Source organism: Flavobacterium sp. UBA7663, assembly GCF_002483315.1.
GTDB lineage: Bacteria > Bacteroidota > Bacteroidia > Flavobacteriales > Flavobacteriaceae > Flavobacterium.
This window is the reverse complement of sequence record NZ_DLHR01000001.1, coordinates 12,821-32,025: the sequence shown is the minus strand read 5'-3', so window position 1 is coordinate 32,025 and position 19,205 is coordinate 12,821. Positions and strand designations below refer to the sequence as shown.

The 19,205-nt window shown below is 32.4% G+C and carries 18 protein-coding genes; 1 reads left to right on the top strand and 17 read right to left on the bottom strand.

All coding sequences use genetic code 11. The annotated features are described in order from the left end of the window. Positions 1-57: 57 nt before the first annotated feature. Positions 58-447, bottom strand: coding sequence for an acyl-CoA thioesterase (locus B2741_RS00170; protein WP_291134188.1), 390 nt, complete (start codon positions 445-447; stop codon positions 58-60). Between the two features lie 92 nt (positions 448-539). Here B2741_RS00170 and B2741_RS00165 point away from each other — a divergent pair, with 92 nt between their 5' ends. Beyond that, positions 540-956, top strand: coding sequence for a hypothetical protein (locus B2741_RS00165; RefSeq protein ID WP_291134186.1), 417 nt, complete (start codon positions 540-542; stop codon positions 954-956). Between the two features lie 5 nt (positions 957-961). Here the strand turns inward: B2741_RS00165 and hisIE are convergent, their stop codons facing one another. From hisIE to B2741_RS00085, 16 genes are all read right to left on the bottom strand, one after another. Beyond that, a complete protein-coding gene (gene hisIE, locus B2741_RS00160) occupies positions 962-1,561 on the bottom strand; it encodes a bifunctional phosphoribosyl-AMP cyclohydrolase/phosphoribosyl-ATP diphosphatase HisIE (protein ID WP_291134184.1) in 600 nt (199 codons plus the stop codon). Positions 1,562-1,629: 68 nt separating this feature from the next. Beyond that, a complete protein-coding gene (gene hisF / locus B2741_RS00155) occupies positions 1,630-2,385 on the bottom strand; it encodes an imidazole glycerol phosphate synthase subunit HisF (RefSeq protein WP_291134182.1) in 756 nt (251 codons plus the stop codon). A gap of 28 nt (positions 2,386-2,413) precedes the next feature. Beyond that, a complete protein-coding gene (gene hisA, locus B2741_RS00150) occupies positions 2,414-3,136 on the bottom strand; it encodes a 1-(5-phosphoribosyl)-5-[(5-phosphoribosylamino)methylideneamino]imidazole-4-carboxamide isomerase (RefSeq protein WP_291134179.1) in 723 nt (240 codons plus the stop codon). 89 nt (positions 3,137-3,225) lie between these two features. Continuing rightward, positions 3,226-3,807, bottom strand: coding sequence for an imidazole glycerol phosphate synthase subunit HisH (gene hisH, locus B2741_RS00145; RefSeq protein WP_291134176.1), 582 nt, complete (start codon positions 3,805-3,807; stop codon positions 3,226-3,228). Further along, on the bottom strand, positions 3,807-4,943 hold the full coding sequence (hisB, locus tag B2741_RS00140; RefSeq protein WP_291134174.1) for a bifunctional histidinol-phosphatase/imidazoleglycerol-phosphate dehydratase HisB: 1,137 nt from the start codon (positions 4,941-4,943) through the stop codon (positions 3,807-3,809). The genes hisH and hisB overlap by 1 nt, the downstream gene beginning before the upstream one ends. Beyond that, the gene (hisC, locus tag B2741_RS00135) at positions 4,936-5,985 is read right to left on the bottom strand and encodes a histidinol-phosphate transaminase (RefSeq protein WP_414655290.1); all 1,050 of its coding nucleotides are present in this window, start codon (positions 5,983-5,985) and stop codon (positions 4,936-4,938) included. Before hisC ends, hisB begins: the two co-directional genes overlap by 8 nt. Beyond that, the gene (gene hisD, locus B2741_RS00130; RefSeq protein WP_291134168.1) at positions 5,982-7,256 is read right to left on the bottom strand and encodes a histidinol dehydrogenase; all 1,275 of its coding nucleotides are present in this window, start codon (positions 7,254-7,256) and stop codon (positions 5,982-5,984) included. The genes hisC and hisD overlap by 4 nt, the downstream gene beginning before the upstream one ends. A gap of 35 nt (positions 7,257-7,291) precedes the next feature. Beyond that, a complete protein-coding gene (gene hisG / locus B2741_RS00125) occupies positions 7,292-8,149 on the bottom strand; it encodes an ATP phosphoribosyltransferase (RefSeq protein ID WP_291134166.1) in 858 nt (285 codons plus the stop codon). 253 nt (positions 8,150-8,402) lie between these two features. Then, positions 8,403-8,903, bottom strand: a complete 501-nt coding sequence (locus B2741_RS00120; protein ID WP_291134163.1) for a hypothetical protein — start codon at positions 8,901-8,903, stop codon at positions 8,403-8,405. A gap of 12 nt (positions 8,904-8,915) precedes the next feature. Next, positions 8,916-10,028: an efflux RND transporter periplasmic adaptor subunit gene (locus B2741_RS00115; protein ID WP_291134160.1), complete on the bottom strand. Its 1,113-nt coding sequence runs from the start codon at positions 10,026-10,028 to the stop codon at positions 8,916-8,918. A gap of 7 nt (positions 10,029-10,035) precedes the next feature. Then, complete coding sequence (locus B2741_RS00110) at positions 10,036-14,373, bottom strand: CusA/CzcA family heavy metal efflux RND transporter (RefSeq protein WP_291134158.1); 4,338 nt, start codon at positions 14,371-14,373, stop codon at positions 10,036-10,038. A gap of 91 nt (positions 14,374-14,464) precedes the next feature. Continuing rightward, complete coding sequence (locus tag B2741_RS00105; RefSeq protein WP_291134155.1) at positions 14,465-14,839, bottom strand: hypothetical protein; 375 nt, start codon at positions 14,837-14,839, stop codon at positions 14,465-14,467. 82 nt (positions 14,840-14,921) lie between these two features. Further along, the gene (locus B2741_RS00100) at positions 14,922-16,310 is read right to left on the bottom strand and encodes a sensor histidine kinase (RefSeq protein WP_291134152.1); all 1,389 of its coding nucleotides are present in this window, start codon (positions 16,308-16,310) and stop codon (positions 14,922-14,924) included. Positions 16,311-16,312: 2 nt separating this feature from the next. Beyond that, positions 16,313-17,197: a cation diffusion facilitator family transporter gene (locus tag B2741_RS00095; RefSeq protein ID WP_291134149.1), complete on the bottom strand. Its 885-nt coding sequence runs from the start codon at positions 17,195-17,197 to the stop codon at positions 16,313-16,315. A gap of 1 nt (position 17,198) precedes the next feature. After that, on the bottom strand, positions 17,199-17,864 hold the full coding sequence (locus tag B2741_RS00090; RefSeq protein ID WP_291134147.1) for a response regulator transcription factor: 666 nt from the start codon (positions 17,862-17,864) through the stop codon (positions 17,199-17,201). 11 nt (positions 17,865-17,875) lie between these two features. Next, on the bottom strand, positions 17,876-19,198 hold the full coding sequence (locus B2741_RS00085) for a DUF3570 domain-containing protein (RefSeq protein WP_291134143.1): 1,323 nt from the start codon (positions 19,196-19,198) through the stop codon (positions 17,876-17,878). Positions 19,199-19,205 lie beyond the last annotated feature (7 nt).

The window sequence follows — 19,205 nt, the reverse complement described above, 5'->3', positions numbered from 1 at the left end:
ACACATAGACACAATAGTTTTATTTTAATCTATGTGACTATGTGTTTTTAGAAACAATTATTTTTTTAAACGGTCTTCTATAAATTCGATTTGGGTTTTACCATGTGGTTTTGGTTTTCCATTTTCATCTAAATTCACCATCGTAATGTTATCAATCGTGATGATTTTTTCACGTGTCATCATATTACGAACTTCACATTTCAATACTAACGATGATTTTCCAAATTGCGCCACATCTAAACCAATTTCCACAATATCGCCTTGTTTGGCGGCGCTCATGAAATTAATTTCACTCATAAACTTGGTTACCACTTTAGGGTTTTCCAATTGCACAATCGAATACAAAGCAGCTTCTTCATCTATCCAAGCCAATAATTTACCACCGAATAACGTTCCGTTGGCATTCAAATCTTCGGGTTTAACCCATTTTCTTGTATGGAATCGCATCTTGAATTTTTATTTTAAAGGTAAGAATTTTTGGAGAAATTTGGATATATTTGAGGTACTGTATTTTTTGTGAGAGCTAAAATAAAAATATAATGAATCTAACGGGCAATTGGCAAGGTTTTTATGAATATGGTAGTGGTTATGATTTACCCTATTTTGGACAACGTGTACATATTAAAGCTTCCATAACTGATGTAAATGGTTCTTTTACGGGAGAAATTGTAGAAGATGGTTCTGTTTTTTCTGTAAAATTAGAAGCAACAATAAAAGGATTTATTGAAGATGGTTTTATTTCTTTTGTCAAAAAATATCCGAAAAGACCTATCATCGTTGAACATTCAACTACAATCAATTATGAAAGCGGTTCTTTAGAAATTGAACACGAAGGTATTGTTGATGAGCAAAATAATTCAATCTATGGAAATTGGTTTATTATTGAAACAATAACAGATGAATTTGGTACTTTTGAAAACACATCTCAAGGAATTTGGCTTTTAACCAAACTATAAGAACCTTACTTCTCTCTTCCTTTCAAAACTTCCACTACATCTTGCAACTGAAAACCTTTCGCTTGCAATAAAATTAAGTAGTGAAACAATAAATCGGCACTTTCGGATAAGAACAAATCGTCGTTGTTGTCTTTGGCTTCAATAACTACTTCAACGGCTTCTTCACCTACTTTTTGAGCAATTTTGTTAATGCCTTTTGCAAATAATGAGGCAACATAACTCTTTTCCGCATCAGCATTTTCTTTACGTTTTGCAATAGTATTTTCTAATTTTGATAAATACCCAAATTCCTGATTATTAGATTCTTGCCAACATGTATCTAAACCTGTATGACAAGTTGGGCCTGCTGGTTTTACTTTCACTAAAAGTGTATCGTTATCACAATCTTCTTTAATAGAAATTAATTCTAAGAAGTTACCACTCTCCTCGCCTTTTGTCCATAATCGGTTTTTCGTACGACTGAAAAAAGTTACTTTATTAGTTGCCAATGTTTGGTCAAGAGCTACTTGATTCATATAGCCTAACATTAAAACATTTTTGGTTTCGCTGTCTTGAATGATGGCTGGGATAAGGTTATCTGGGGTTTTGTTGAAGTTTACTTTCATGGTTATTGATTTTGAAACACATAGTCACATAGTTTTTTAAATATTTCTATGTGTCTATGTGTTTAATTTTACAATCTAATTGCAATATTTTGATTCTTTAAAAACTGTTTTAATTCTGGAATTTCGATTTCTTGGTAGTGAAAAACACTAGCTGCTAAAGCGGCATCAGCTTTTCCATTGATAAATGTATCAGCAAAGTGTTCCATAGTTCCAGCGCCACCAGAAGCGATGATTGGAATGTTTACGATTTCGGATAATTGGGCTAAGGCTTCATTGGCAAATCCGTTTTTGGTTCCGTCATTACTCATAGAAGTGAATAGAATTTCTCCAGCACCACGTTGTTCCACTTCTTTTGCCCAATTGAATAAATTTAATTCCGTTGGAACTTTTCCACCAACTAAATGAACTATCCAATCACCATCGATTTGTTTGGCATCAATGGCAACTACTATACACTGACTTCCATATTTTGCAGCAATTTCGTTTATCAAATCAGGATTTTTAAAGGCTGAAGAGTTAATCGAAATTTTATCCGCACCATTGCGAAGCAAAACATCAACATCAGCAACAGATGAAATCCCACCACCAACAGTAAACGGAATATTTATCGCAGCAGCAACTTTTCGAACCAAGTCGATTAATGTCGCGCGACGTTCTTCTGTGGCTGAAATATCAAGGAAAACTAGTTCGTCTGCACCGGTTTCAGCGTATTTTTTTGCCAGTTCTACTGGATCACCAGCATCTTTTAAATCCACAAAATTAACACCTTTCACGGTCCTTCCGTTTTTGATATCTAAGCAGGGAATAATTCTTTTTGTAAGCATTGTAGTATTAAGATTTGAGTATTAAGTATTAAGACAAAATGTAGTTTTCCAATTGCTTCAAAGTAATTCTACCTTCATAAATGGCTTTTCCAATAATAGTTCCTTCACATCCTAATTCAGCTAATTTTGGTAATTCATCGAAAGAGGAAATACCTCCAGAAGCGATTAGTTTTAAACCTTGGGTTTGTTCTAAAATTCTTTGATACAATTCAAAACTTGGGCCTTCTAACATACCGTCTTTAGATATATCAGTACAAATTACATATTGGATTCCTTCCTTTTGATAACCTTGAATAAAAGGAATAACTTCTTCTTTTGATTCTTCTAACCACCCTGAAATAGCCACTTTTTCATTCATTGCATCGGCTCCTAAAATGATTTTATCTGCCCCGTATCGCTGAATCCAACTCTTAAAAACTTCTGGTTTTTTGATGGCAATACTTCCTCCTGTGATTTGATTGGTACCACTTTCAAAAGCAATTTTCAAATCCGCATCTGATTTCAAACCACCACCAAAGTCGATTTTTAAACTCGTTTTGGAAGCAATTTGTTCCAATACTTTATAATTCACAATTTGGCTTGATTTTGCTCCATCTAAATCGACTAAATGCAAATACTGAATTCCATGTGCTTCAAATGATTTGGCTACTTCTAATGGGTTTTCATTGTATATTTTCTTCGTATCGTAATCTCCTTTGGAAAGTCGGACACATTTTCCGTCGATGATGTCTATGGCTGGGATTATTCTCATTTTACATTTTTTTGGAACACAGATAGTTAAAATTGAAGAAATTATTAAAATTTTTCTTATTTCTTAAATCTGTGTTCCTATTTTTAAAATTAAAGGTTTAAAAAGTTTTTCAAAATTTGTGCTCCGAATGTTCCGCTTTTCTCTGGGTGGAATTGTGCTCCAAAGAAATTATCACGTTGTAATGCTGTGCTATATTCTTGTTGGTAATTTGTTGTAGCAATAGTGTTTTCAGACAGTGGTGCATAAAAACTGTGCACCAAATACATGAATTCGTTTTCTTTAATTCCTTCAAACAATGGCGATTGCAGATTGTAAATCGTATTCCAACCCATTTGAGGCACTTTAACCTCGTTTGAAAATTTGACAACATTGACATTAAAAATTCCTAATCCATTCGTGTTACCTTCTTCCGAATGTTTACACATCAATTGCATGCCCAAACAAATTCCTAAAACCGGTTGTTTTAAGGTTGGAATCAAAACATCTAAACCACTTTCTTGCAACATTTTCATTGCACTACTCGCCTCACCTACACCAGGAAAAACAACTTTTTCAGCGGATTTTATAGTGTTCCAATCGTTGGTGACAGTTCCTTCAAAACCAAGTCGTTCCAAAGCGAATAAAACACTTTGCACATTTCCGGCACCGTAATCAATTATAGCTATTTTCATTACAACATTCCTTTTGTACTTGGTAAAATCATTTTTTCTGCATCACGTTTTACAGCAGCTTTTATGGCTTTGGCGAAAGCTTTGAAAATGGCTTCGATTTTATGGTGTTCATTTGTGCCTTCTGCTTTGATATTAAGATTAGCTTTGGCACCATCTGTGAATGATTTGAAGAAGTGAAAAAACATTTCAGTAGGCATTTGACCAATCATTTCACGTTTGAATTCAGCTTCCCAAACTAACCAGTTTCTTCCACCAAAATCGATTGTTACTTGAGCCAAACAATCATCCATTGGTAAACAAAATCCGTAACGTTCGATGCCTAGTTTGTTGCCTAACGCTTTTGCAAAAACTTCTCCTAAAGCAATCGCAGTGTCTTCTATTGTGTGGTGCTCATCGACTTCTAAATCGCCTTTGACTTGGATATCTAAATCCATTTGTCCGTGACGCGCAATTTGATCTAACATGTGATCGAAAAAAGAAATTCCGGTATTGATGTTACTTTTTCCAGTTCCGTCTAAATTTAAAGTGATGTCAATAGCTGTTTCATTGGTTTTTCGGGAAATGGAAGCGGTTCTGTTTTTTAGTTTCAAAAACTCATAAATCTGTTGCCAATCGTTTGTTTCCAGAGCAATTATTGATTGTAATTCTTCTTGTTTGACAGATATTTCAGTGGTCCCTAAATGGGTTTCATCGTTTATAAAAATAGCTTTTGAACCTAAATTTTTAGCCAATTCCACATCGGTAAGTCGATCGCCAATTACAAATGAATTTTGTAAATCATATTCATTAGAAAAATAAGAAGTTAACAAACCTGTTCCCGGTTTTCTGGTATTTTTATTTTCACTTGGAAATGATTTATCTATAAAAACTTTTTCAAAAATGACACCTTCATTTTCAAAGGTTTTCATGATAAAATTGTGAACTGGCCAAAACGTTTCTTCGGGAAATTTTTCAGTCCCTAAACCATCTTGATTAGTAATCATCACCAATTCATAATCTAATTCATTGGCAATTTTACTCAAGAAGGAAAGGCATTTTGGGTAAAAAATCATTTTATCAAAACCATCAATTTGTTCGTCGATAGTTTCTTTTATAATTGTTCCATCGCGGTCGATGAATAATACTTTTTTAGGCATTGTTGAAAGATTTTAATAGTTCAATTACTCGTTCGTTTTCTTCTTTATTTCCAATCGTAATACGCAAACAATTTTCACATAAAGGTTGATTACTTCTGTTGCGAACCACTACTCCATTATCTAAAAATTGTTGATAGCGATAATTTGCATCATCTACTTTAATCAAAATAAAATTAGCATCGGAAGGAAATATTTTTTCTATAAATTTAGTTGATTTTAAAGCAACTATGAGTTTTTCTTTTTCTACCAAAATTTTTCTTACTTGTGCTTTCAGCGTGCTTTGCAATAATTTTTTTTCAGCAGTTTCTTGTGAAAGAATATTTACATTATATGGTGGCTTTATTTTGTTTAGTACTGCAATAATAGGCTTTGAAGCGTACAAAATTCCAATTCGTAAACCTGCCATAGCATAAGCTTTTGATAAGGTTTGAGTAATGATTAAATTTGGAAAATCTTTCAATTCATCCAACCAACTTTTGTTAGCAGAAAAATCAATATATGCTTCATCTAGAACAACTAAACCCTTGAAATTATTCAAAATTTTGATGATAGTTTCGTCAGCAAATGAATTTCCAGTTGGATTATTGGGCGAACACAAAAAAATGATTTTTGTATTCTTATCCACAGTATTCAAAATAGCATCAACATTCGGCTGAAATTCTTCATTTAGCAACACTTCACGGTTTTCAATTGCATTGATATTGGCTAAAACACCATACATTCCATACGTTGGCGGCAATGTGATGATGTTATCTTGATTTGGTTCACAAAACGCTCTGAAAATCAAATCTAACACTTCATCACTACCATTTCCTAATAAAATATTTTCCACATAAATATCTTTTTTATCAGCAATTGCAGCTTTCAAGTCTTTTTGTTGTGGATCAGGATAACGATTTATTCCGTTTGAAAATGGATTTTCATTAGCGTCTAAATAAATCATTGGTTTGGTAAACTGTTCAAATTCGTCGCGCGCTGAGGAATAGGGACTCAGTTTTTTTACGTTTTCTCGGACTAGGTTTTCTAAATTCATAGCTCTTATTTTAATCTTAATGTAACTGCATTTTTGTGTGCTTGTAAACCTTCGGCTTCCGCCATTGTTTCAATTGCTTTTCCGATGTTTTGAATACCTTCATTTGATATTTTTTGAAAGGTCATCGCTTTTAAGAAACTATCTAAATTTACACCACTATAACTTTTGGAATAACCATTTGTTGGCAGCGTATGGTTAGTTCCAGAAGCATAATCACCAGCGCTTTCTGGAGTATAGTTTCCAATGAAAATCGAACCTGCGTTTTGAATGCCGTCAACGAAATAATCTTCATTCTTAGAACATACAATAAAATGCTCTGGGCCGTACTCATTAATAAACGATAAAGCAGTTTTTTCGGTTTCAACGAAGATTAATTTGGAATTATTAATTGCTACTTGAGCGATTTCTTGTCTTGGCAGTTCTTTTAATTGTTTGTACACTTCTTCTTCTACATCGTTTAAAATGTTTTTATTCGTAGTAACCAAAATCACTTGGCTATCTTTTCCGTGTTCGGCTTGACTTAGCAAATCAGAAGCTATGAAACTTGGAATTGCGGTTTCATCTGCATATACTAGTAATTCACTTGGACCTGCAGGCATATCAATAGCCACACCGTTTTGAGAAGCAAATTGTTTCGCAATTGTTACAAATTGATTACCAGGTCCGAAGATTTTATATACTTGCGGAATCGTTTCTGTTCCAAAAGTCATACCAGCAATAGCTTGAATTCCACCTACTTTATAGATTTTAGTTACACCACACAAATCAGCAGCATATAGAATTGCAGAATTTATTTTTCCATTTTTATCCGATGGCGAACACAAAACAATTTCTTGACAACCTGCTAATTTAGCTGGAACGGCCAACATTAAAACCGTTGAAAATAACGGAGCTGTTCCGCCTGGAATGTATAAACCAACTTTTTGAATCGGTCTTTTTTCTTGCCAACAGGTAACTCCGATGGTAGTTTCAACAACTATTTTATCCGTTTTTTGGGCTGAATGAAATTGTTCAATGTTTGATTTGGCTAATTGAATTGCTTCTTTTAGTTGATCAGAAACTTCATTTTTTGCGGTTTCAATTTCTTCTGAAGTCACTTGAATGTTCTCCAAAGTCACGCCATCAAAGAAAGATGCATATTTTGCTATGGCTTTGTCGCCTTTTTGTTGTACTTCTTTAAAGATTTGCTTAACCGTTTCTTCTACATCAGAGAACGTTTGGGTTGGTCTTTTGCAAATTTCTGACCAAGTTTCGGGTTGTGGGTTATATATTTTTTTCATAAGTCTATATTCTTAATTCTATTCTCTTTTTTCTTTTAAAGGACCATTTTCTCAATTGGGCAAACCAAAATACCTTCAGCTCCAGCTTCTCTAAGTTGGTCAATGACTTCCCAAAATTTATCTTCGTCAATTACAGAATGCACACTACTCCATCCCTCTTCGGCTAATGGCATAACGGTTGGGCTTTTTAAAACAGGAAGAATTTTGCTGATATCAACGATTTTTTCATTGGGAACATTCATTAAAATATATTTTGATTTTCTAGAACGTAGAACGGATTGAATTCGGAATTGTAACTTGGCTAATAGTTGCGTTGCTTCATTAGAAATTTGAGGTGAAACCGCTAAAACGGCTTCACTTTTTAAGATCACTTCCACTTCTTTTAAACCGTTTTTAAACAAAGTACTTCCACTAGAAACGATATCTACAATCGCATCTGAAAGTCCGATGTTTGGGGCAATTTCAACCGAACCTGAGATTTGGTGAATGTCTACAGAAATTCCTTTCGAAGAAAAGTAATCCACAACCGTTTTTGGATATGAAGTGGCAACACGTAATCCGTTTAAATCTTGAATAGAATTGTAGTTGAAATTCTTTGGAACCGCTACCGAAACTTTACATTTGGAAAAACCTAATTTCTCTGCAATTTGAATGTTTTGCCCTTTTTCTACCAATAAGTTATCACCAACAATGGCAATATCAACAACGCCATCAATCAAATATTGAGGAATATCAGAATTTCGTAAATAATAGACTTCTAATGGAAAATTGGAAGCAGTAACTTTGAGTTGATCGTTTCCATTATATACAGAAATTCCACAATCTTTTAAGATTTGAATACTTTCATCGTGAAGGCGACCTGATTTTTGAATAGCAATTTTTAATGTGTTCATTTTTAATTTTTGTTTTAAAAAAGTACACCAAGGGATTTGTAAAAAATGCTTAACAACAAAAAACCCGCTTGATGCACTCAAACGGGTTAATAGTTTATATGGTATAATTACATAGCATCACTACTTCGCTTGAGCGGAGGTATGATGATGATGATGTAATTGATTTAAAAACATAATTTCTGTTATTTTAACAATGCAAATGTAACGACTTAATTTTCGAATAAACAAAACTTTTTAAAAAATTATATTTTGTTTAGTGATCATCATTATCCAATCCTTCTTCATTACTTTCAGTTGAAGCATTGTTAATATTGGCATTTTCTCTGATTTCGGTATGACGTATTTCGCCACCTGAAGTTCCTACTGACTTAGACAAAACTGCAGCACCAATTGCTAAAACTAAAACAACATAAGAAACAATTGGTGCTTTTGCATGTTTTTTAAAATTGGCAACTAGGCCTAAAATGGAAAGAATTCCTATAACATAAAGTACTTTCATGAAGGTTTCTGCAATTTCTTCATGTTCATGAATGATTTCGTGTGAAACACCTAATTCTTCAACAATTTCTTCTGCTCCTTCTCCTGTCATCATAGTTGCTTTTGCCATAATCATGCAAAATATAAAAATGACATAAGCTGTGTTGATCAAAATTGTTTGTTTTTTGATGATTCCGAATGCTAAAATTCCTATTCCAAAGAATAATCCAATAATAGGAAAATGGTTGAAAACCATGTGTAAATGTGCGTCATTCATAATTTCTATTTTTTAATTAGTTAATTCGAATACTCCTTTTGTTAGTAATTTTGTTTCAGTATTAACATTATCATCAGGCATAATTTCAATGAATTTTTCTGATTTTTCACCTACCGTAACAGCAACTTTTTTAAATTTATATTCAGTTGTTTTACTGTTTAAAACCAAAACATAATGTTTGTCATTTTCTGTAATGATAGCATCAGATGGAACTCCAAATCCTTTTTTAGCATCTGTAATTATGTTAGCTTCTACAAACATTCCAGATAACAATTTTCCTTTTATTTCTGGTGATAGTGTACCAAAAACCGAAATAGTTCTGTCCTTACTTTCTATCGATTTTCCGACTAATTGTACGTTAGAACTGAATTGTTCTTTACTTGCTTCGGGTACTTTAAAAGTGATTTTTTGACCTTGTTTTACATGTAAAATATCTTTTTCAAAAATGCTTAAATTCAGGTGTAAATAATTGGTATCCACAATTTCTAAAATTACATCGGAAGGTGACATAAACATGCCAACATTTGCATTCATCACTGTTACATCTCCGGAAATGGGTGCCGAAATTGTAATTTGTGAAGTAAATTTTCCACGCTCAACATTAGCTGGATTGATGTTTAACAACACTAATTTTTCGCGTAAGCCTTGATACATTCCTTTTGCTTGTCGGTAATCACTTTCTGCTTTTAGATAGTTTTTTTGTGAAGTGATTTTTTCATTGTACAATGTTTTCTGACGTTCAAATTCGGATTTCAAATAGTTAATTTGTTCGGCAACTTCTACATAATCCTTTTGTAAATCCAGATAATCGGTGTTTTCTAAGGTAATTAGAGCTTGTCCTTTTGCAACTTTATCACCCACTAATAATTTGGTAGCTTTTACATAACCGCCTAAAAATGTAGTTACTTTAGCTCTATATTGTGGTGGAACATCAATTTTCCCAGAGGATTTTACTGTAACTTCGAAATCTTGTTCCATTGGTGAACCTATTTCCATTTTTGACGATTGAAATTGGGCTTCAGTTACCGTAATCAATCCGTCATCAACTACTTTTTCTTCTGCGACATCTTGTTTGCATGAAAATAAAAGAGTTGTTATTGTTGCTATGTAAAATATTTTTTTCATCTCTAATTTATTGTAAATTAATATATTGTAAGTCTAATTGTGTCTTATTGAATTGGTTTACGGCATCTAAATAATCAACCTGAATTGTGGTTGCATTTTCTAAACTTTGTATGAATTGAAAAAAATCAATTTCACCATGTTTGTAACTCATGTTAGCAACTTTAATGATTTCCTGAGAAACTTTCTTTCCGTATTGATTATAGTAATCGATGGCTTGGTTATATTGCTCTAATTCGCTGTTTTTCTGGTTGATGTGTGCATCAATTTTAATTAACTCATGTTGTTTTTGTTCTTCCCAAGCTTGAGTTTCTAACTTAGCTACTTTCGATTTGGCAACATTTCCATTAAACAATATTGGAACAGCAACACCTACTTGAAATCCATATAAAGATTGCGAAATTCCGCTATTTCTTCCTTGAAAATATTCCACATTTAAATCGGGTAACCAATGCTGTTTCTGGAGTTGTTCATTAGATTTATATTTTTTTGTAATACTTTCTAAATAAGAGCTATAAAATTCTTTACTTGAAGTATTTAATATAGTATTTATTGGTTTAATTTCATCTGTTTTTACACTAATTTTTCCCTCAGACTGCACTAAAGCTTGCAATAATTCTAATTGTGCTTTTTTCTCTTTATCTAATTGCGAAAGTTTGGTTCTAATTTGTCTAAATTTAGCTTCAGCGGTTATTTTTTCCAAGTAATTGGTTTCGCCTAATTCAAATCTTCTGTCGCTTGCTTTAGAGAAATTTTGGTACAAACTATCTAAATAGCAGTACAATTTTTCTTTATGTTGCACATATACAATTTGATGATATATTTTTGAAACTTCAAATTTGAGTTTGTTTTTTTGCAATTCGAAAGAAGCCTTTTGACTTTCTAATTCAGCTTTATAGACCTTTTTTTGAGCACCATAAACCGTTGGAAAAGCAAATGATTGCTGTACTCCAAATACTTTTAAGGGTTCGTTATTTGTGGCTAAATTATTTTGATCATAACTGTAATACACATTCGTTTTATCAAAAGAATAAGCCGTTTTTACGTTTGCATTTGCTTTGTCGATTTGCAATTGTCCAGCTTTTACTAATTTATTGTTTTGTAATGCTTTAGCCATAATTGAATCTAATTCCGTATTATTTTCTTGAGCAAAACCAAAGCTTGTTGCAAATAAAAATAGTAAAATATAAGTTCCGCTTACATGTTTTTTGAATTTTGGTTTTTTGAATTCTTTCTCATCAAAAACTTTGAATAAAATAGGCAATACAATCATGGTTAACAGTGTTGCAGTGAATAATCCACCAATAACTACGGTAGCTAATGGGCGTTGTACCTCTGCTCCAGCCGATGATGAAATTGCCATTGGTAAAAACCCTAAAGCAGCTGCAGCGGCGGTTAATAAAACTGGTCGAAGTCTATCGGTGGTTCCTTTTAAAATGAGTTCATTCATATCTTTCATGCCACTGTGTTTCAATTCTTTAAAATGTTCAATTAGTACAATTCCGTTTAGCACTGCAATTCCGAATAATGCAATAAATCCAACGCCTGCTGAAATACTAAAAGGTAAATCTCGCATCCACAAAAATAACACCCCACCTACTGCTGATAAAGGAATTGCAGAATACACCATTAACGCTTCTTTGATGGATCCAAAGGCAAAATGCAACAAAATAAATATTAAAAATAAGGCAATTGGTACCGCAATTAACAATCGGGCTTTGGCACTTTGTAAGTTTTCAAATTGACCACCATAAGTAACGCGATAGCCTGTTGGTAAATCAATTTTAGCATCAATAATTTGCTGCACATCATCCACAACACTTTGTAAATCGCGGTTTCTTACGTTGATTCCCACAATAATTCTTCGATTGGTATTGTCTCTTGAAATTTTAGCTGGACCTTCTGTATATTCAATAGCAGCTAATTCTCTTAACGGAATTTGCTCTCCATTTGGAGTGGAAACATATAAATTTCGTAAGTCTTCAATATCGGTTCTGTTGGTTTTATCTAATCGAATGACCATATCAAAACGTTTTTCGCCTTCAAATACATTTCCAACGGTTTTCCCAGCGAAACCTAAAGCAATCATTTCGTTTAAATCGGCAATATTTAGTCCATAACGAGCAATTTTACTTCGGTCGTATTGCACAAACATTTGAGGCAAACCTTCCGTTTTTTCGATGATAATATCCGATGCGCCTTCCACATTTTTAATTGCTTTTTCGATTTCGTGTGCTTTTTTGGCTAAAATATCTAAATCTTCACCAAAAATTTTAATTGCCACATCAGAACGAGAACCTGAAATTAATTCGTTGAAACGCATTTCGATAGGTTGCGTAAATTCGATTTCCATGTTTGGAATTTTCTCTTCTAAAGCCGCTTTGATTTTATCAGCTAATTCATCTTTAGAATCGGCAGAAACCCATTCTGATTTTGGTTTTAATTTTACGATAATATCACTCTCTTCCATACTCATTGGATCGGTTGGCACTTCGGCAGCACCAATTCTACTGACTACTTGAGAAACTTCTGGAAAATTTTTAAGAATTATTTTTTCAATTTTGGTAGTAGTTTCAATGGTTTTAGAAAGTGATGTTCCTGTTTTTAAAACAGGTTGAATTACGAAATCACCTTCGTCTAATGTTGGAATGAATTCACCTCCCATGGTTGCAAACAATCCAACAGCTAAAAATAATAAACCAACAGCTCCGTAAAGTACTTTTTTAGTATTGCCTAAAGCCCAAGTAATCACAGGTAAATACCAAGAATTCAATTTATTAATTAACCGATTTGAAATTGATTTTGGGTTTTCTTCTTGCGGTTTTAAAAACAATGAAGCCGCAACAGGAACGTAAGTAAAACAGAATAACATCGCGCCAACTAAAGCAAAACTAAATGTCATTGCCATAGGTTTAAACATTTTTCCTTCGACACCTGATAAGGAAAGAATTGGAATAAATACAATAAGAATGATTAACTGCCCAAAAATAGCCGAATTCATCATTTTTGAAGCACTTTTATAGGTAATTTGGTCAATTTCTAACTGACGATCTTCTTTCGCTAAACCGACTAAATGTCTGGATTTATGCGCAATTTGAAAAGCAATAAATTCTACGATAATTACGGCTCCGTCGATGATGATTCCGAAATCTATCGCCCCTAAGCTCATTAAATTGGCATCAATTCCGAAAATATTCATGAAGGAAATGGCAAATAATAAACAGAGCGGAATTACTGATGCAACAACCAATCCTGAACGCCAATTTCCGAGTAATAAAACCACAACAAAAATTACGATTAAACAACCTAAAATTAGGTTTTCTGCAACTGTAAACGTTGTTTTTCCTACTAATTCACTTCGTTCTAAAAATCCGTTGATGTAAACACCTTCTGGTAATGTTTTTTCAATTTCTGCAACTCTTTCTTTTACATCTTCAATTACTTGTTTTGAGTTTCCGCCTTTTAGCATCATTACTTGACCTAAAACCTTCTCACCTTCTCCATTTCCTGTAATCGCACCAAAACGATTGGCATGACCAAATTGTACTTTGGCGATGTCTTTAATGTATATTGGTAAACCAGAATCGTTTTTAACGACAATGTTTTCAATATCTTGGACGGAATTTACTTTTCCTTCGCCACGAATGAAATAACTTTGATTGGTTTTTTCAATATATGAACCACCGGCAATACTATTATTTTTTTCTAAAGCCGTAAACACATCAGTAGTAGAAATGTTCATTGCCTTTAAACTTGCTGGATTTATAGCGATTTCATATTGTTTTAAAAAGCCACCCCAAGTATTGATTTCAACTACACCTTTGATTCCAGATAATTGTCTTTTTACGACCCAATCTTGAATCGTACGCAAATCGGTAACTGTGTATTGATTTTTAAATTCAGGTTTTACTTCTAAAGTATATTGATAGATTTCGCCTAAACCAGTTGTAATTGGTCCCATTTCCGGTGTTCCAAAACCTTCTGGAATTTTTTCGGTAGCAGTTTTAATTTTTTCAGCTATTAATTGTCTTGGCAAATAGGTTCCGATTTCGTCTTCAAAAACAATCGTTACCACAGATAATCCGAATTTTGAAATTGAACGAATTTCAGTTACACCTGGCAAATTCGCCATTTCAATTTCAACAGGATAGGTAATGTATTGTTCGATATCTTGTGTAGAAAGATTGCGAGACGTTGTAATTACTTGTACTTGGTTATTAGTAACATCTGGTACAGCTCCAATAGAAATTTGGAAAACAGAGAACAAACCAAATCCTACAACACCAAGCGTAAACAAAAGGACAATAAGTTTATTCTTTAAACTAAAGGCTATAATTTTTTCTAACATTTTAGTAAATTTTATAATTAAAAATAGTACTTATCTTTTTAGATAAACACAACTGAATCATTATAAATGAATCAATTATTAAAACAAAATATTAGAATAATTTAGGCGGTAACCAAATTGAAGCAATCAAATTGGATTTAAAAGATTTATTATAAAAGAATTTCTTTTGAGTAGAAATTAAAGACTTTACAACTTGAATTTGATAGGTAATTATAGAAAATGCAAATAATGCACTTGACGAATTATCCAATGTTTTAAAGGGTAAATCTTCGTGATCATGATTATTCTCGGCGTTTTTAGAATAATGCGAAACAATATAATCAATAAATGAAATTGAATCTGAAGTTAATTCATTTTTATGCTCGTTGTAATGTTCTATTAAGTTTGGAACTTTCAATAATTGCCCTATCGATGTGTTGGCACACATAAATACTGAAATTAGGAAATAGGCAATTAATTTGTTCATTTTATACAATTTGAGCAGTTCATAAAAATACTAAAAACTACAATACAAATGTAAAGAATATAAATAGGAAAAAACTTAAGAGCTACTTAAGTTTGGCTAAAGGGAAACTTAAAATAAAAGTGGTACCTTGACTTAAGTTACTTTCAACAGCAATTTCAAGTTTCAATAAATCGCAAAGTCGTTTTACAATAGACAAACCTAACCCCGTTCCTTTAATTTCTGGATGATTAGAAACATCAGAACGATAGAATGAATTGAAAATTTTGTCCAAATCATTTTTAGCAATTCCAACACCGTAATCGGTAATTGAAAAAGTAACTTCATCATTCTTTTTTCCTAATTCAATTGCAATTTCACCATTAGGATTGGAGTATTTTATTGCATTTGAAATTAAATTACTAATGATGATTGAAACCAAATAATTATCAGAAATCAAGTAATAATCTTCGGTAAATTCAGCTTTTATTTTAAGTTTTTTATTTTCTGATTTCTCAGAAAAACGAGTTAAATTATCTAAAATTAAAGCGTTTAAATATATAGTTTCTTGCTTTACATTTTGCTTCTGATTTTCAAAACGAGCCAAAAGTAACAATTGATCTACCATATGATTTAATCGATTTACTTCAGAAATACAAAATTGAATTTTTTCTTCATATTCTTGCTGATTTCTTGGCTTTCTAATTAGAACTTCCATTGTTCCTTTAATCACGGCTAACGGTGTTCTTAATTCATGTGAAGCATCGGAAGTGAATTGTTTTTCACGGTCAATAGCATTTTCGATACGACTTAGTAGATTATTTATGTTTTCGGATAAAACGTATAGCTCGTCTTTGTTTTGAGGTAATGGAATTCGAGTTTGTAAATTATCTTTAGTAATTTGGCTTGAAGTTTCAATAATTGTTCGAACAGGTTTAATACTTCTTCCTGCGAAAAATCGAGCAATTAAGAAAAGTAAAATAAGTATTATTGGAAATGTAACTAATAAAATATTCTTCAAAATCTGAACAATTTCAAAGTCTTCTAAAGACATCGCAACTACTAAATAACCAACAATTTGATTGTTATTTATAATTGCAGTTTGAATTTGTCTAACTGGAATATTATTTAACTTGGTATCGATAAATTCGTTGTTACTATCTGGAAAAAGTTTTAGGTTCGAACTTTTTAGATTTGGCGATTTATCAATTATTTCTTTGTTATTATCATAAAATTCAACAAAAACAGGATTCACACTGATAGAATTGTGTTCTCTTGCTCGCCATTGATCCACCTGAATTAAATAGGTATCATTAGAATCGGTAGAGACATCATCTAAATGTTTATATAATTCTTCTTGAATTTCTTCATTAACGTGCTTATTAACGCTAAATTTTACAATATTATAAATAAACAGAAAAACTATAGCAATAAGAATTGAACCACTTACAATGTAGTTAAAAGCAATTCTATTTTTAAATGAAAAAGATAACATAATTAGCGTTCGATAGATTCAAAATTAGGTTCAATATGTATTAAAACATGGCCTAATTCCATTAATTGTTCTCGTAGTGTATCTTTCAAAATATGTGCAATATCATGACCTTCTTTTACTGATTTATTACCATCAACCATTACATGCAAATCCACGTGGTATTTCATTCCGGCTTTTCTGATAAAGCATTTTTCTATGCAAATTACACCCGAAACTGTTTGAGAAATTCTTTTTATTTCGGCTTCTAAATCATGATACAAATGTTCGTCCATAATTTCACCTAATGCGGGTCTGAAAATTTTATAGGAATTATACAAAATTAAAAATGAAGCCAACAAAGCCGCCCAATCATCGGCAGATTCGTAGCCTTTTCCAAAATACAACGCAATAGAAATTCCTATGAACGCTGCAACCGATGTAATAGCGTCACTTCTATGATGCCAAGCATCTGCTTTTAACGAACTACTATTGGTTTCAATGCTTTTTTTCATTACAATTTGAAACGAAATTTCTTTCCACAAAATAATAGCTCCTAAAACAAAAAGTGTGAATGGTTTTGGTAATTCGTGTGGTGTTCCAATGTTATGAAAACTTTCGTAAGCAATAACTGTTGCCGAAGTGATTAAAAACCCAACAACTAAAAATGTAATTAAAGGTTCTGCTCTACCATGACCATACGGATGATTTTCATCTGCAGGGCGATTAGAATATTTGATACCGAAAAGCACTAAAAACGAAGCAAAAATATCAGCAGTTGATTCAATTGCATCAGCAATCATTGCGTATGAATTTCCAAAATAGCCTGTAATTCCTTTTATTAAAGCTAATAAAGTGTTTCCAATAATGCTAAAATAAGTGGCTTTTACAGCTGTTTCGGTTTTTGACATGCTAATTATCGTTTGCGATATATCCTACTCCTCTAATGGTTTTAATTAAGTCTTGATCTTTGGTTAAGTTTAGTTTTTTTCGAATTGCATTCATAAAAACATCGATAACACCTGTGTCGTATTCAAAATGAATGTCCCAAACATCTTCAATGATTTTATTTCTTGTACAAACGGTTCCTTTGTTTTTTATTAGATATTCTAATAATTCAAATTCGCGCTGTGTCAATGAAATTTCGTTATTATCTACTAAAACCTGAAATTTAGATTTATCAATTGTAATATTACCCAAAGTTAATATTTTTGCTTCGTCTTTTGCTCTAAAATGAATTTTAATTCGTTCTAAAAGTTCTTCAAACGAAAATGGTTTTTTGATATAATCATTTGCACCAGCCTTTAATCCTTCGATAGTTTCTTGAACCGTGTCTTTAGCCGTTAAAAAAATAATAGGCAAATTTGATTTTTCATTTCGAATATTTTTGCATACTTCGATTCCTTGCATTTTTGGTAGCATCCAATCTAATAAGACTAAATCTACCGGAAGTTCTAATGCTTTTTTTAAACCTTCAGCACCATCCAAAGCTGTAGAAACGGTATAATTCTCCTCTTCTAAACCTTGTTTTAGAAAATCTACAATTCCTTTTTCATCTTCAATAATTAGAATATGCATAGTTTGTATTGTTATTGTACGAATTTGATACCAAAACTAACAATATTAGCACTCAAACCATCGTTTCTGTCGTAATGATTAAATCGTAAATCGATATTTTTTAGTCCAAATTTCCAAATTTTTGCATTGGTAAAAATGTCAGTATAACTAATCCCAATTCCATATTGATGTGCATTAAAAGTCGACAAATCATAATCAGAAGTATAATATTCATCTGTTGAAACATGACCTTCATATGGCGCAAAATATTTTGATTTTTGTTGCGAATAGTAGCGGTACATTGGAATTACGGTAAATTTCTCAGTTAATTTATAAGGCAATTCAATATTAAGCGTGTGAGATGTAATATCCCAATTATCAAAATAATAACGATAATAAGTTCTCAACGTTAATTTTTCATTCAAATAGAAATTCCATCGTGTACCAATTGGTAATTTAAATCTCGAATCTGGTAAACGCTCAATATCGTCTGCTAATTGGAATTCATTTATAAAGAAATCGCCTTTGTCAGCAAAATAAACACGTTGATATGGTGTTGAAAGCAAACCATTTTGATATAAAACATCTAAGAAAAACGAACCTTGTATTTTTTTAGTTACCACTTGCGAAAAGCCAAAACTCAAGGCAAATGAATTTCTGTTTTTTTGATCGTGTTCTTTGAAATTAGTAGGATTATAAACTTCTGATGAAACTTGACCTGGTGTAATTACGAAATCGTCATAAATTCCACCATTCATTCCGCCATAATCCACAAAATCTTGTAATTCTTTTGGGTAGATAGGCTTCCAGGTATCTAAATAAACATTTGCAGCAACTGAAACTTCAGAATTTTTTCCGTTGAATAATCTTGAAACACCACCACCAAAACCAATGGATGAATAATCGTATTCCATTGAACCCGAGATGTGACCGTTCCAAATCGTGTTTCTATCATCAGAACTGTGACTGTAATTTAAAACCAAAGACGTTAATACATCTTGTGACGAAGCACCAGAACTCGCTTGCCACGGACTTGGTGTATTGCTATCAAACGGATTAATATTTCCAGAAGAAGCTGAAGAATAAGCTGAAATTCCAGCATCAACGGTTAATACGTCATCATCATTTAATGGAATTGCTACCACAAATGTTGGGGTAAGATTTGTTAATTCTTCCATACCTTTTCCACCAGAAACAGCAGAGTGTATTCCATCTTGTTTATAATAACTCATTAAAAAATCTACCTCGATAGATTCCAAAACACGTTTTTTATACGCTACTTCAGTTGAATCTTTCTCTTGAGAAAAACCAATTAGCGAACAAAATGCAAATAGTAGGGTTATTTTATTTTTCATTTTTCTC